Source organism: Pseudomonas sp. 01L34 (assembly GCF_056400265.1).
On sequence record NZ_JBFTSX010000004.1, the window covers coordinates 593286 to 608062 of the forward strand.

A 14777-nucleotide genomic window follows, 5' to 3' on the forward strand; every position below is an offset into this window, starting at 1 on the left:
CAAAGGCTCAACTGCCGTACACCCGGCGCAGCCAGCGCGCCTTGCCGTTGAGCAGAGGCTGGAACGCCTTGCGGCGGTGCAGCACGCGGGCATTTTTGAAAATGAAGAAGTCGCCTGGTTGCAACACCACCTCTATACCCTGGGCATCGCGCAGGCACTGGCGCAGGAGCCCAAGTGCCTTTTCGCTGTCCAGGTCGAGGGCGGCCACGATGCCATCGTCAAAGCGCAGGCGATAACCGCCCTCGTCGTGCTCCAGCACCGGCAGCACCCTCGGCTGGCCATCGAAGCCCTCGTTGGAGGCAGGGGCACCAAAGGTGTAGGCAGACTTCTGCAACTGGGCGATCGCCCAGCCGGGCAGCTTTGAAAGGACATGATCCACACAAACAATGTCGGTGGAGGCGCCTTCAAAGTTGCGCACGGCGGTAAAGGCCAAGAAGTTCGGCACGGCGGTCGCGACATTTCGGCTTTGATCGGCGAAGGGCCAGTTGGGATTGTCGGTGTGCCAGAAAAACTCCACATCCGCGCCCCAAGAGCTGGTGGTGCCCGCGGCCTCCGGAACCGGAACGACGTTTCTGACCAGCTTGCCGAAGTTCTCATACTCGACTGCATGCGGCCTGACACCCAGCAGCCGCAACATGCCAAAGTGCAGCAGATCGAAGTCAAGAACACACTCGGCGTTGGGCAGGAAACCATTGCGCGGCGTCGCGACGTCCGTAGAGAGCGAAATGCCTCTGATGAGCAGCGCCTTGTGAGGGCTGTCAGGAAATGCGCGAATTGCCTCGACGATGTCCCGGCCCAACACTGTGCCGAGCCAGTCCCCGCCGACTGCTCCCACACTCTCAGCGCAGTGCGGCGTTTCGGCCAGCCTCACACGACAGCCCTCCAGCCCGGTCAGGTCGGGATCATTGACGACCACCACCTGTACCAATGAAGCCTCCTGAACATCCATGGCCATGACGCTCATGATTTGCGGTTCAGGTATGAGGTGACCTTGGGGTCCGGCTGATGGGCGAACGCCTTGGTTCGTCGGATAAACATCCCCAACGGCAGGATCAGGTAGAGCAGAACATAATCCATAGTGCACCTTCCCTAGTGTATGAAAGAGTTAATCCAGCGGTACTGTCTCGCGCCAGTCGACCGCCTCCTCGAACTGAGGCTGCTCCGATTTATCGAGGTAGAAGTCGCCAATCGCCAGCACATCCATGTTGGTACGCATGAAGCAGCGATAGGCTTCGAACGGCGTGTTCACAATCGGCTCACCGCGCACGTTGAACGAGGTGTTGACCAATACAGGACACCCTGAACGCTGATAGAAGTGTTCAAGCAGCGCCCGGAACCGCGGGTTGCGCTCCCGGTCAACGGTCTGCACCCTTGCCGAGAAGTCCACGTGGGTGATTGCCGGCAGATCGCTACGCACCAACTTGAGCAAGTCGATCCCGGTAAGCCGCGCACTCTCCTGTGGGATCGCCTTGCGAATGCCCGTTGCAATGGGCGAGACCACCAGCATGTAGGGGCTTTCCTCGACGATGTCGAAGTAGTCTGCCGCTTTTTCCTCAAGCACCACGGGAGCGAAGGGGCGGAAGGACTCGCGGAACTTGATGCGCAGGTTCATGTTTGACTGGGTGTCCGAGCGGCGCGGATCACCCAGGATCGAACGGCTGCCAAGCGATCGCGGACCGAACTCCATTCGCCCCTGGAACCAGCCGATGACCCCGCCGTCCTCGATGCTGGTGCTCACCCGCTGGTCGAGCTCTTCCGGCGAAAGCCTGTGAAAAACAGCGCCGCAGGCTTCCAGTTCGTCCCTGATCTGCTCTTCGCTGTACTCCGGCCCAAGCAATGCTCCGCTCATGCCATCACGCACGCCAGCAGGCAGCTCGCGGCTTGCTACGCCGCGATACTTGCGGTCAGTCAGCAGCGCGGCGCCCAGCGAGCCACCCGCATCGCCAGCCGCCGGTTGCACCCACAGACGGTCGAATATCCGCTCACGCGAGATCACGCCGTTGGCTACGCAGTTAAGGGCAACGCCCCCGGCCATGCACAGCGCGGTCTCGCCAGTGAGCTCACGGGCGGTCTTGGCCAGGCGCGAAACGACGATCTCCGTGACTTTCTGCACCGATGCGGCCAAATCGAACTCGCGATCGGTAAGGGGGGCCTCGGGCAAGCGCCGGGGGCCACCGAACAGCTGCTCAAAGGCATCGCCCGTCATGACCTGGCCTTTGATGAACTCAAACTTGGTCCAGTCGAGCCTGAAGCTGCCATCGGGCTTCACATCGATCAGATGCGAGAGGATCGTGTCGACGTAATGAGGCTTGCCATATGGCGCAAGTCCCATGAGTTTGTATTCGCCGGAGTCCACCTTGAAGCCGCAGAAATAGGTGAAGGCCGAATAAAGCAGGCCCAGCGAATGGGGAAAGGACAACTCGGCAACCAGCTTGATACCTTCTGGCCTGCCGTGCCAGATGGTGGTCGTCGCCCACTCGCCGACACTGTCGATACACAGGATCGCGGCGCTCTCGAAAGGACTGGGGAAAAATGCCGATGCGGCGTGGGACTCGTGGTGACCATGCACTTCGATTCGGCGACCGTCCCGGTCTCCCATCGCTCTGAGATGACGCACGACCTCACGGTCCATCCGGCGCTTGGTTGATAGCCATTCGCCAAGCACCGGTGCGTAGGTGCGCGCTGCCGAAAGCCCGGCCACGGCGGCCGTCGAGAGTACCCGACGGAACTTCAGTGCCGGGTCTTCGTAATAGGCGACATGGTCGACATCGGCCAGGTTTATACCTGCGTTCCTCAGGACGTACTCGATGGCCTTGCGTGGGAAACCCGGGTCATGCCGTATCCGGCTGAAACGCTCTTCCTGGGCCGCGGCAACGATCTTGCCGTCCACTACCAGAGTGGCCGCGCTGTCGTGATAAAAGGCAGAGATGCCAAGCGTAATCGTCATAGCAGCGACCTCACTTTTTCGCGAAACTTATCCAGCATTGTTTGCTCCCTGGGTGGATTGAGCGCGACGAATCCATTACGGACGCGCGCCCAGAGTTCATCACGGTCACTACGAGAAAAAGCACAAAGGTAGGTATCCAGACTCGCGGCAGCCCATGCCGTATGCCCGGTGGAGATGTTGTCGATGGAGTTGTGCAGATCGACGAACATCGTCGGATAGCCATAGGCAACCAACGCCTTGTGGGTACGCCGGTAACCGCCCCCTACTCCGGATAGCTCCATCGCCAGGTTCAGCCCGAGAATCTCCGGGCAGTAGGTTTGGGGATATCGCCCGATAGACAACCAGAACACGGGCAGCTCGAAGTTCTCGTCGTTGAAGCAAGCGGCGTTGGCGTATCCAGGGTCGGCGGTGGCCGGCAACTCGCCATGTACTGCCTTGAGCAGATGGCGGTAGATGACGGGATGGTTTTGCGCCTCGATTCCGTTGCCCAACTCATCGAAAAGCGTTTCGAACAGTCTGCTGCCGTACGCCGTGGAGGCTACCGCCGGGTGGGCGAACCCGGCCAGCCAGGCCCCGTCGATCATTGTCAGCGGCGCCAGGGACAGGATATCGGCGACCACCTCATCGCGAGACGGCAGCTCTTCGTCCTGCTCCAGTGCCTGGTTGGAAGCTTCATGCTGGCCCTGCAACCACTGCTGCAAGACACCGGGAGCCCAACGCTCCGGCAACGAGCAATACCCCTTGGTGACGCCACGGGCGGCCCTGGCCAGCCAGCTCTTCACGTAGTGACCGGCATAGGATTCCTCCGACGGCGTGAGCTCTATTCGCAACAGGCGCGGGTAGGCCTGTCGCGGGCTGAATCTGGCGACCAACGCTTGGGTTTCAGCGACCTCGCGAAGAGCCCCGGCGAGTTTGCCGTCGTCTTTCCATACCTGGAAAGCCGGGGTCTGCCTGGGCGCATCGGAGTAAGGCAAGCCGCAGATCCAGCGGTGAAGAATGGCAATATCGTCGCGACTGAAGATTCGGAACATCTTGCCCCGCGGCGAAATCAGGCTGGTGAGCAGTGGACTCGATTCCGGCCTGCCCGCCCGCACGTAAGCGCTGGCGGCAAGATGGTCGAGAAACTTCAAGGAGTCGTCGACTGCGAGCAAGGGCTTCATCGGCACCTTATTCAACTGAGTCTTGTCATGGTATTGACAAGCATCCAGCCGACGTCGGCTGATCAGGTGGCGCGCCGCCTCTCTCGGATCGAGCCAACGCTCAAGCACATCGAGCAGCGCTTCGTTCATCTCCTCGGCCTGCCGGCGCGCCCACAGGTAGCCTTGGCGTACCCCATCGTTTCCGGCAGCGCCCATTTGCACGAGAAATTCCCGGACTGCCGTTTCGGCGAGCACGGCAAGATCGTCGGCACTACCAGCGGGGTCGCGACGCAGATCGAGAAACTGGCGGGCGGACGGCTCGTTATGGGCGATGAACTCAAACGAGGGCAACAGCCCGCAATGACGCAGGTAAAGGTTGATCCCCAGGATCTGGGCCGTCAGCGACTCCGGAAAATGCCCCAATACGAGCAGGGTCGAGGCAAAGTTGAAGGCACCGTCCGAGATCCTTGGGTCGGCCACTGCTCGCAAGAGATCTTCGCCAGCATCTGCCAGCGCGTGCTGACGCAGCAATTCCAGGTAGCGCTGGATACGACTGGCCCCTGGCTGACCGGCACCCACATCCGCCGCATGGATACTAAGCGCTGCCATGGCATGGCGTGCTTCATTATTCCAGCTGCCGCACACCCCATGAATCAGGTGCTGACTGCCGATCAGAAAGGGAGCCGACTCCAACGCCGCCTTGGCACGCAACGCCTGGGCATCCGCTTCGTTCCCCTCGATTGTCTGTGCCAACCTTCGGAATCCGTCGCGCAACGGCCCAAGCCGCTCGCATGCAACACTCGCCAGCCCCGCCAAAGCCGCCGGGCTGGTGAAGTCGACGTCTACCAAGTCCGTCGTCCCATGCACCTCACCCAGGCAAGTGCGCAGGCTGACCGGCGTGAACATGCGCCTGGCCTCTCCCCCGGTCTCTGCCCCGAGGAAGCTGGAAAAGATTTTCCTATTAGTCTTCATCAGTGCATTGGATATATGGAGGAATTGTTTTTCTTCTTGGCTTTTTTCTTTTTCTTGAACAAAGAACCAAGTGCCTTGCGAATTCGCTTTAACATAGAGCCCCCTAAATTTTCATTGCAGGTATCGATGAATGGCGCGTGCTACGACATCACTGCCAAGGTCGGTAAAGTGCGCGCGATCAACGTATAACCATTCATCATCCGGACGCTCTCTAAAATCATCGATCAAACTGGCAAATCGAACACCCAAGTCATGACAACTGTTGGCCAGACTATCGGCGTAATATTCCGCGACCGTGGGGGCGGATATATCGCCATATAAATGCTGCCAGGTACCAAACCGGGAAATCTGATCAAGCTCATTGAACAGCTTCTGTTCTTCGGCACACGGCGTTCTTACCCAAGTCGCCAAGGGCTGGAGAACAAACGTAAGTTCTGCACCCAAAGAATCCGCGAGGCGTTTCCAGGTAGTCAGACAATTCATGGTGTCTTGCAGAGCGCGTACCAGAGTTTGCGAAACAGGCGGAACCTCAGTCGTTTCGGCCGGCCATTTTGGAAGTTTTCCAGGCGGCAGTTCTGCACCATTTTCCTCAGCAATTTCATCAAACTTTTCGTAATAGTCACCGCAGAAGTAGAACGGTGGCAGATCACCTCGAATGAACTCAGGAAGACGCGCCATGACCAGAGTATTGAAGCCGCCCATGATCACGATGCGTCGCACTTTGGGCAGTCGATGAGCATGCAGCATGAACAGCATCAATTCCTGGGTCGCATTAAAGGTATGCCCCGCGAAATTCAGCCATGGCGTAGCGTCGGGATCATGCGTGGACAGGCGGCTCGCTACCGAGGCGGCATCACTGGAAGCCCCGTAACCCAAGGCTGACGAGGCCCCGACCAGTAAATTCACCTCTGATAGCGTGCTGGCCTCGAGGGTGCCAACACTGACCGGCCGACCTTGCGCATCATAGGCCAGGCGAAATCCGAGCCGATCGGTATTGATCGCTTCCGAACGGTAATCGGCGGCATTGAAACCCATCACATAAGGCAAGTACTGGGAACGACTGCGACTGGCGAATTGATCGTAGGTGAGCATCTGGGGTGTTAACTTCACACGTTCCAGACTGGGATCATCCAGCGCGGTGCGCTTGCGTCTTTTAAACATGGCCAAGCCACTCCTTTAGCGAGAATCGGAATTCCATTTGATCAGCCAACTTTTTTGGGACGAACGTCTATTTCGATTATTCAATATCGAAAGTGCGAACCTGCCAATAACGGCCCACAGCAAGCCAGGCACCATAAGTTTGGGATATCAACAATCCAAACTGTTAGATGCATGAAGGTCGAAATTAATTAAAACCGTGCGCGAGCAAAATAATTCACAGCACAATGCGACGAGGCGGGAAATTCAGTGATGATTTTTGCGAGGTGCAATTTGAAGGTATTGCAGACTGCAATACGCTGATACGGATAGCTTCCATGCATTGTATCTTCCTTCTTACTTTTATTCTTTTTGGCCCATCCGAGGGGCTCATGCGATCGATTCTAGACATTGGATCCCAAATGTCAAATGAAGCACCTGCATTTTATCCAAGAAAAAAAAATATTCATGAAAAGGCGCGTAAATCAACAAACCCTATGAATGCCCGGTCAAGTTGCCTGACGACACCCTGCTGCTGGCCGTGTCGCTGATTCTGGTGCCGTCGCTGTTTGCTTTTGCAATGTCAACATGAAGAGCAAGGACAACTCCTTCCAGGGCTTCGCCGCCACGTAGAACGTGGTTGCACTGTGCCTTTACATCATCGACCTGTCGCCGTCGCGTACGCCGGCTCCTGAGCACCTTCCTCCAAAACACCCCCATAGAGTGAGTCGCGCCTGTACCGTCCAAGGCCTTCCAGGCCAAGGACGGTAAGGCGGCTCCGCTTAGGTGAACAGCATCACCCTGAAAAGCGGGGTTTTTATCGCCCGATATTTCTCTTTTAGCCGCCATTGCCTAAGCACCAACCGATATAACGGTTATAACTCGAAGCCGGAAATATTTTAAAAACAGTCCTTTACAGCAAAATAATGACACTACACTTCAACTCAAGCGGCTTGATCCGCTTACGGCGAGCCTGATTCGATCCACAGCTGCCAAGGCCTCTTCAGGTATCGCCGACCACTTGATGTTTCGAGGGCTTTATGGGTATCGCTGCCAGCGAACTGTGCCGTTATGTGATCCGTCCGACATTGATCTACCTCGGGCGCCATAGCGCGACTGCCGAATCCCTGCTGCTGGGCATCGCCGCCAGTCAGTCAGCCCTTGGTTCAGCCCTGCATGACCGCCGTGGACACGGCTTGTACCGGATCGCCGAGCCCCGCCACCAGGCCCTCTGGGATCACTACCTGGCCCTGGACCCGGAGCGGGCGAGCCTGGTTCGCGGCCTGGCCAGCCAGCATGCTTTTCTCAGCGGGCCGCACCTGGAATTGACCGTCAACCTGCGTTATGCCACAGCCATCGCCTGGCTGCTGGTAGAAGAACAGAACACTCCCCTCCCCGCCTCCGATGACTTGCTAGGAATGGCCCGAATCTGGCGCCAGACCTTCCAGCCCCAAGGTCGTTTGCGAGACTTCACCTACGCCTGGCAAACCTGTGTTTCATCGTTGAATCAGGTCGCCTGCTGATTCACCCATTTCAGAAAATCGCCCAACAGGTCGCGATTTTGGTCGGATTGTCCTACAAAACCGCTCTAAATCAAGCAATACAGGCTATGGCGCCCGGACGAAAATGTTGGTAATTTTCGCTCCGGTGATCACCAGGAGTTCTAATAATGAAAAAAGTAATGCTCAAAACCACCCTTAGCCTCGCCGTTGCCTTGGCATCCACCCAGATCTTCGCCAGTGGCTTTGCCCTCAACGAACAAAGCATCAGCGGGATGGGGACAGGTTTTGCCGGGCGATCTTCTTCTGCCGACGACGCATCCACTGTTTTTGGTAACCCTGCCGGCATGTCTCGCCTCAAGCGCGAACAAGTGACCGGCGGTGTTGCATTTATCGACGCGCACGCTGACATCAGTGATGCCAGCTCCAGCCCGAATGGTGGTACCAACAAAGGTGACATGGTCCCTTTCATGGGCGTGCCCATGGGCTACTACGTAAAGCCACTCGATGACCAGTGGGCAGTCGGTTTCGGCGTCTATGCTCCATTCGGTCTGGTGACCGACTACGAGAACGGCTTCGCCGGCCGTTACTTCGGCAGTAAAAGCGAAGTCAAAATCGTGACTCTCCAGCCAACCATCAGCTATGCCTTCAACGACAAGGTGTCGATCGGTTTCGGTCCGACCATCAACCGCATTGACGGCACCCTGGAATCGAACCTGTCACTAAACCCGCGCGCAGCGGACGGTAACGTCAAGATCAAAGGTGACGACACCGCGCTGGGGTACAACATCGGCATCTTGGTACAAGCGACCGACAGCACTCGCGTTGGCCTGACCTACCACTCGAAAGTGAAGTACAAGCTCGAAGGTGACACCAAGGTCAACTACAGCCTCCTCGGAGCTCTGGGTCAGAACCCTAACCAGAAGTACGATGCATCCCTGGACATAACGACTCCTGAGTCGGTTGATATCTCGCTCACTCACCAACTGGATGACAAGTGGACCCTCTACGCGGGCAGCACCTGGACTCGCTGGAGCCGCCTGAAAGAAATCAGCGTCGAAAACAGCGGCGTCCCTGCAGCCCTGAACAGCCGGTTTGGTACCATCACCGAAGAACAGAACTGGCATGACACCTGGGCTCACGCCATCGGTGCTTCGTACCAGTTGAACAAACAATGGGTTCTGCGTACCGGTCTGTCCGTCGACCAGGCACCAACCAACAACGAAAACCGCTCCCCGCGCATTCCGACTGGCGATCGCAAGATTTTCAGCCTGGGCGCGGGCTGGAGTCCGACCGACGACCTGACCATCGACGTAGCGTACTCGTACCTGCGCGAAGAGTCGGTCAAGGTCAACAACAGCAACGGCCGCCAGAGCTACAACGCCAAGTATGAAAACTGGGCAAACGGTTTCGGTGTAGGCGCGACCTACCGTTTCTGATCATTCACGGCGAACCTGAACCCCTCGCCGCCTGAATTGAAAAAGCCCCGCACTCTTGTACAGAGGCGGGGCTTTTTAGTGCGCGTCGATCAGGGCTTCGAGGCCAGGGCTTTCTCCACCGCCTCGATGAACTCGGGATTGTCGGGCTTGGTCAGGCTGGAGAAATTGGCGATCACGTTGCCTTGGCGATCGACCACGTATTTGTAGAAATTCCACTTCGGCGAACTGCTTTGCTCGGCAAGAACCTTGAACAAATGCGTGGCGTCATCGCCGCGGACTTTCTGCGGTTCGGTCATGGTGAAGGTCACGCCGTAATTCACGTAACAGACCTTGGCAGTCTCTGCGCCATCCTTGGACTCTTGCCTGAAGTCATTGGATGGAACACCAACCACCTCAAGCCCTTGATCCTTGTAGCGCTGATACAGCGCCTCAAGACCTTTGAACTGCGGGGCGAAGCCACAGAAGCTTGCGGTATTGACCACCACCAACGGTTTGCCGGCGAAGCGCTGGCACAAATCGATGGATTCCTTAGCGCGCAGCTTCGGCAATGAGCCTTGCAACAGCTCCGGGCATTCAGCTGCCTGAGCCAGCCCGGAAAAAACCATCAGCAACGCAGGAACTGCAAGCCAGCGCATCGGCATGTCGGTGCATCCTTGAGCAATCGTCAGAACGCGAAACTACTCGCCTTCGCCGCTCGCTAGCAAGCAGCTCGCTAGCAAGCACCCATGCCCAGCTGCATCAATGCCAGCCCACCCTGATGCCAGCCCCACCAAACCAGGGCCAGCAGCAATACGCCGACGGCGATGGCTGCCATCCGCGGCCAAAGACTGTTCATGCGGCACTCACTTGGGTTTGCAGGCGCGCCACCGGCTGCTCGCGCACTGGCCAGTTCAGGGCCGCGGCCATCAGACTCAAGAGAATCGCCACCTGCCAGATCAAGTCGTAGCTCCCGGTTCGGTCATACACCACCCCGCCCAACCAGCCGCCGAGGAACGAGCCCAGCTGGTGGAACAGGAAAACAATCCCGCCGAGCATGGACAGATTTCGGACACCAAACAAGGTTGCCACCGTGCCGTTGGTCAAGGGCACCGTCGACAGCCAGAGGAAACCCATGGCCATGCCGAACAAATAGGCCGTGACCTGAGTGACCGGTGCCCAGAGGAACAGTGCAATCACCACCGCCCGCAACAGATACAAACCGGTCAGCAAACGCGGCTTGGACATCCGTCCACCAAGCCAGCCTGCAGTATAGGTACCGAAGATATTGAACAGCCCGATCAGCGCCAGCACCGTGGTGCCGACGGAGGCTGGCAGGTGTTGATCCACCAGATACGCCGGCAAGTGCACACCAATGAACACCACTTGAAAACCGCAGACAAAAAAGCCGAACGCCAACAACCAAAACCCTGAATGGGAGCAGGCTTCGTGTAGCGCTTCAGAGAGGGTTTGCTCATGCCCGAGCACCGGCAACGGCTTGTCTTTAAGCATGCTCACCAGCGGCACGATCAGCGCCACCAGCAGGCCCAGCACCAGCAATGCCGCAGACCAGCCCAGCCAGCCGATCAGCCCCAGCGTGCCGGGCAACATGGCGAATTGACCGAAGGAACCGGCAGCACTGGCGATCCCCATGCCCATACTGCGTTTTTCCGGTGGTACGGCACGGCCGACCACACCAAGGATCACCGAGAACGAGGTGCCGGACAGACCGATACCGATCAACAACCCGGCGCTCAAGGACAAGGTCACCGCCGAATCGGACAACCCCATGAACATCAGGCCCAGGGCGTACAGAACACCACCGATCAACACCACCTTTGCGGCGCCAAAGCGGTCGGCCAATGCGCCGGTGAATGGCTGCGCCAGGCCCCAGATCAGGTTCTGCAGGGCAATGGCGAAGGCAAACACTTCGCGGCCCCAGCCGAATTCGGCACTCATCGGCGCCAGAAACAGCCCGAAGCCGTGTCGCACCCCCAGGGACAACGCCAGAATCAGCGCACTGCCCAACAGCACCCAACCGCACGTACGCCACATCGATGTCATTGTTGTTCTCCGGTAGCGGGTATATACCCGCTTAAGATCGAAAAAACTGGCCTCAAGCCAGTTCGTCCAGCAGTTTCAGCAAGGTTTCACGCTTCTCGGCACCCAGACGGTCGATCAACCGCTGCTGCGCCGCTTCCCAGGCCGGCAAGGCCGCTGCCAGACGTTCGCGCCCCGTCTCGGTGAGCAGGACGATGCGATTGCGCATGTCTTCGCCCTCGACCAGCGTCACCAGACCTTCACCTTCCAGCACCCGAAGATTGCGCCCCAGGGTGCTGCGATCCAGGCCCATGGCCTCGGCCAGTGTCGAGATGCTCGGCTGATCCAGACGCTGCAGGTTGCACAGCAGAGAATACTGGGCAACGTTGATCCCGAAGCCGTCGAGCGCGCCGTCGTAATGCCTGCTGACGCCACGAGCGGCGCGACGCAGGTTAGTGCACAAACATTGAGAAGGAAGCATGGTGCGTGTATATACCCGCGGTTAAATGAAAGCAAATATTTCGACACATTTTACCTGTAACAGCTGGCGAAGCCTGCGTTCGGCTGCGCAGCAGTCGTAAAATCAGAACTTGCGGCGCATCAGGCAGACCGCCTCAGCCGAACTCGCGACCGCTTCGCAGCCGAACGCAGCCTCGCGAGCTCGGCAGCTGCTACCAAGAGTGTGCTGCACCTGAATCCGCTTAGCGGGCTGACAAGCCTCGCTTCTACGGGGATTCAGAGCAGCGCCAACCCCACCAGCACCGCTACTTCCAGCAACTCCAGCAACGCCCCGGCAGTGTCGCCGGTCGTCCCGCCCAATCGCCGCATCATGACTTGCCGCAACCAGACAAACACCACAGCTGCCAGCGCAAGCGCCCACACACCGCTGAGGCCCGCGATCAACACACACGCCACCGCACTGATCACCAACACCTGTTTCCCGGCCAAACGCGGCAGATGATCGGCCAGCGCCTGCCCCAATCCACCAGGACGCACGTAAGGTGTGGTCAGGAATAATCCCAACAGCGCGCTGCGAGCAATTAGTGGGGCGATGATCAGCACCACGCTGTGCTGCTGCTCAATCAACGCCAGCGACGCGGCGAATTTGAGCAGCAACACCAGCACCAGCGTCACCACCGCGATCGGCCCGCTACGCGGGTCTTTCATGATCGTGAGAGTGCGCTCACGGTCGCCATAACCACCGAGCCACGCATCGGCGCTATCGGCCAGGCCATCCAGGTGCAACGCTCCGCTGAGCAACACCCACACAGTCAATAACAGTGCGGCATGAAGCAACAACGGCGCGCCCTGCAACAGCCCGTTCAGCGCCCACAGAATGGCACCGAACAGCACGCCGACCAGCGGATAAAACAGCAGCGACCGGCCCAGCTCCTCGGGCGTTGGCATGCCCGGCAGGCGAATCGGCAGGCTGCTGAGAAATTGCAGGGCGATCCAGAACGGCAACATGATCAGATCGCTTCCCTTAACAAGGCGCCAGATTCAACCGTCAACGAGAACAACGCGCCATGGCCGACCTCAACGTTGAGCAATTGCTCACGCGGCAATCCGCGCGCTTGCGCCAGCAACAATCGCATGACGCCGCCATGACTGATCAGCAGGACCCGCTCACCCGCATAGACCGCGTGTAACCGCTCAATGGCCGCCAACACCCGCGTCGAAAAGTCGGCAACCGGCTCACCATCAGGCGGCGTAAACGAATAGGGATCGGCCCAGAACAAGCCCAATGCCTCGGCACTGGTTTCCATCAGCGCCGCGGCGCTCTGCCCTTCCCAAGCGCCGAAGTGCAGCTCTTGCAGATCCTTTTCCAGCTGCACCGGCAACCCCAGTTGCGTCCCAAGCTCTTCAGCAAAGCGTGCACAACGCTGCAACGGCGAGCTGACCAAGCGATCCCAAGGGCCCTGCTCAACCACCGCAGCGCGCATCTGCTCCCAGCCCTTGCCGGTCAGCGCGTCATCGAGGCTGCCGCGCAGGCCGCCACCGAGTTCGGTTTCGCCATGACGCAACAGGTCCAGGCGCAAGGTCATGCCGGGCGATCCGCCACTGCGGCTTCGGCGAATGTTGCCATCTGTCCGTGCAGGTCGCAGGCCAGGCGCAGCAATGGCACGGCCAACGCCGCACCACTGCCCTCGCCCAACCGCAGACCGAGGTCCAGCAACGGTTCGGCGTTCAGGGTTTCCAGCACATGGCGATGACCTGGCTCGGCACCACGATGACCGAACAGCAACCACTCACGACAGGCCGGATTCAGACGCACCGCCACCAGCGCGGCGACGCTGCAAATAAACCCGTCGACCAACACCGCGACACCTTCCTGAGCACAAGCCAGGTACGCGCCAACCAGCGCAGCGATTTCGAAACCGCCGAGGTTGAACAAGGTTTGCAGCGCATCGCCACGCTGAGCACCATGCAACGCCAAGGCGCGCTCGATGACCTGGGCTTTATGGCTGACACCCGCCGCGTTCAGGCCAGTGCCCGGTCCGGCCAGGTGCACCACCGGGCAATCGAGCAAAGCACAGGCCAAGGCGCTGGCCGCCGTGGTATTGCCGATGCCCATTTCGCCGCCGATGAACAACTGCGCGCCTGCCGCGATGGCGCGCTGCACACTGTCGCGACCAGCCTGCAAGGCGAGTTCGCCCTGGGCCTGAGTCATCGCCGGGCCCTGGACGAAATTCGCCGTGCCCGGGCCGACGTTCAGGTGACGCACACCCGGCAGATTCAATGACGGCGTAACGGTGCCGAGGTCGACTACTTCAAGGGACGCGCCCAACTGCCGCGCCAACACGCTGATCGCCGCGCCGCCGCTGACGAAGTTGTGCAGCATCTGTCCGGTGACTTCCTGCGGAAACGCCGACACCCCTTCGGCGACCACGCCATGGTCACCGGCAAAAATCGCGATCCACAGCTGATCGAGGGTCGGCTTGACCTGCCCCTGCAACCCGGCCAGTTGCACCGCCACCGCTTCGAGCTGGCCGAGGGAACCGGCAGGCTTGGTCAGTTGCTGTTGACGCGCCTGCGCCTGTTCGACCACTTGTGCATCGATTGGCTTGCACGGGTTCAGCCACCAGGTGTGAGTCATAATGCAGTTCCTTTCAAAGTCAGGGGCAGGCCGGCGACGGTCAGGACGACACGTTGGCAGCGCTCGGCCAAGGCTTGATGCAGCCAACCGGCTTCATCGACATAGCGGCGAGTCAATTCGCCCAGCGGCACGACACCCATTCCGGTCTCGTTGCTGACAAAAATGATTTCACCCGGCAACGATGCCAGGCAGTCCAGCAGGGCCTCGCGCTCGGCCGACAGGCGCTCGGCGTTATCGAGCATCAGCAGATTGGTCAGCCACAGCGTCAGGCAATCCACCAGCAGGCAACGGTCGACGCCGGCGCTTTCGCGCAGTACGCGGGCCAGCTCCAGCGGTTCCTCGATCAACGCCCATTCGGCCGGACGACGGGCACGGTGATGGGCCACCCGCTCGTTCATTTCACCGTCCAGGGGTTGGCTGGTGGCGATGTAAGTGACGTGGAGCTGACTGTCAGTCGCCAGCTTTTCAGCCAGACGACTTTTGCCGGAGCGGGCGCCGCCGAGGATCAGTTGCAGCATGGTTCATTCCTTA

At 59.2% G+C, this 14777-nt stretch carries 14 protein-coding genes and 1 pseudogene; 3 read left to right on the forward strand and 12 right to left on the reverse strand.

Annotated elements, in window-relative coordinates:
• Positions 1-7: 7 nt before the first annotated feature.
• The 4 genes from AC1DQM_RS14715 to AC1DQM_RS14730 all read right to left on the reverse strand — a co-directional run bounded on the left by AC1DQM_RS14715 (position 8) and on the right by AC1DQM_RS14730 (position 6219).
• Positions 8-964 (reverse strand): TauD/TfdA family dioxygenase, encoded by a 957-nt coding sequence (locus tag AC1DQM_RS14715; RefSeq protein ID WP_064619327.1) that lies wholly within the window; start codon positions 962-964, stop codon positions 8-10.
• Between the two features lie 141 nt (positions 965-1105).
• Complete coding sequence (locus AC1DQM_RS14720; protein ID WP_086945827.1) at positions 1106-2947, reverse strand: carbamoyltransferase family protein; 1842 nt, start codon at positions 2945-2947, stop codon at positions 1106-1108.
• Positions 2944-4992 carry an iron-containing redox enzyme family protein gene (locus AC1DQM_RS14725; RefSeq protein ID WP_477746411.1) on the reverse strand — a complete coding sequence of 683 codons (2049 nt, stop codon included), beginning with the start codon at positions 4990-4992 and terminating at the stop codon, positions 2944-2946. Before AC1DQM_RS14725 ends, AC1DQM_RS14720 begins: the two co-directional genes overlap by 4 nt.
• A 177-nt stretch (positions 4993-5169) precedes the next feature.
• The gene (locus AC1DQM_RS14730; RefSeq protein WP_477746412.1) at positions 5170-6219 is read right to left on the reverse strand and encodes a hypothetical protein; all 1050 of its coding nucleotides are present in this window, start codon (positions 6217-6219) and stop codon (positions 5170-5172) included.
• Between the two features lie 484 nt (positions 6220-6703).
• Here AC1DQM_RS14730 and AC1DQM_RS14735 point away from each other — a divergent pair.
• The 3 genes and pseudogenes from AC1DQM_RS14735 to AC1DQM_RS14745 form a co-directional block, all read left to right on the forward strand.
• Positions 6704-6825 (forward strand): annotated as a pseudogene (locus AC1DQM_RS14735) (phosphatidylcholine/phosphatidylserine synthase); the annotation flags it as partial.
• 410 nt (positions 6826-7235) lie between these two features.
• The gene (locus AC1DQM_RS14740; RefSeq protein ID WP_007936111.1) at positions 7236-7718 is read left to right on the forward strand and encodes a hypothetical protein; all 483 of its coding nucleotides are present in this window, start codon (positions 7236-7238) and stop codon (positions 7716-7718) included.
• A 146-nt stretch (positions 7719-7864) separates the two neighbouring features.
• Complete coding sequence (locus tag AC1DQM_RS14745) at positions 7865-9133, forward strand: OmpP1/FadL family transporter (RefSeq protein ID WP_064619339.1); 1269 nt, start codon at positions 7865-7867, stop codon at positions 9131-9133.
• An 89-nt stretch (positions 9134-9222) separates the two neighbouring features.
• Here the strand turns inward: AC1DQM_RS14745 and AC1DQM_RS14750 are convergent, their stop codons facing one another.
• The 8 genes from AC1DQM_RS14750 to cobU all read right to left on the reverse strand — a co-directional run bounded on the left by AC1DQM_RS14750 (position 9223) and on the right by cobU (position 14764).
• Entirely contained in the window at positions 9223-9774 is a 552-nt protein-coding gene (locus AC1DQM_RS14750; protein WP_305411662.1) for a glutathione peroxidase, read from the reverse strand.
• 71 nt (positions 9775-9845) lie between these two features.
• Entirely contained in the window at positions 9846-9968 is a 123-nt protein-coding gene (locus AC1DQM_RS14755) for a hypothetical protein (RefSeq protein WP_007936107.1), read from the reverse strand.
• Positions 9965-11173, reverse strand: coding sequence for an MFS transporter (locus AC1DQM_RS14760; RefSeq protein ID WP_019579647.1), 1209 nt, complete (start codon positions 11171-11173; stop codon positions 9965-9967). Before AC1DQM_RS14760 ends, AC1DQM_RS14755 begins: the two co-directional genes overlap by 4 nt.
• Before the next feature lie 52 nt (positions 11174-11225).
• Positions 11226-11630 (reverse strand): MarR family winged helix-turn-helix transcriptional regulator, encoded by a 405-nt coding sequence (locus AC1DQM_RS14765; protein ID WP_007898923.1) that lies wholly within the window; start codon positions 11628-11630, stop codon positions 11226-11228.
• A gap of 254 nt (positions 11631-11884) precedes the next feature.
• Entirely contained in the window at positions 11885-12616 is a 732-nt protein-coding gene (locus tag AC1DQM_RS14770; RefSeq protein ID WP_477746413.1) for an adenosylcobinamide-GDP ribazoletransferase, read from the reverse strand.
• A gap of 2 nt (positions 12617-12618) precedes the next feature.
• Positions 12619-13194 carry an alpha-ribazole phosphatase family protein gene (gene cobC / locus AC1DQM_RS14775; RefSeq protein ID WP_477746414.1) on the reverse strand — a complete coding sequence of 192 codons (576 nt, stop codon included), beginning with the start codon at positions 13192-13194 and terminating at the stop codon, positions 12619-12621.
• Positions 13191-14246, reverse strand: a complete 1056-nt coding sequence (gene cobT / locus AC1DQM_RS14780) for a nicotinate-nucleotide--dimethylbenzimidazole phosphoribosyltransferase (protein ID WP_018925134.1) — start codon at positions 14244-14246, stop codon at positions 13191-13193. The genes cobC and cobT overlap by 4 nt, the downstream gene beginning before the upstream one ends.
• A complete protein-coding gene (gene cobU, locus AC1DQM_RS14785; protein WP_018925133.1) occupies positions 14243-14764 on the reverse strand; it encodes a bifunctional adenosylcobinamide kinase/adenosylcobinamide-phosphate guanylyltransferase in 522 nt (173 codons plus the stop codon). Before cobU ends, cobT begins: the two co-directional genes overlap by 4 nt.
• Positions 14765-14777: the final 13 nt, after the last annotated feature.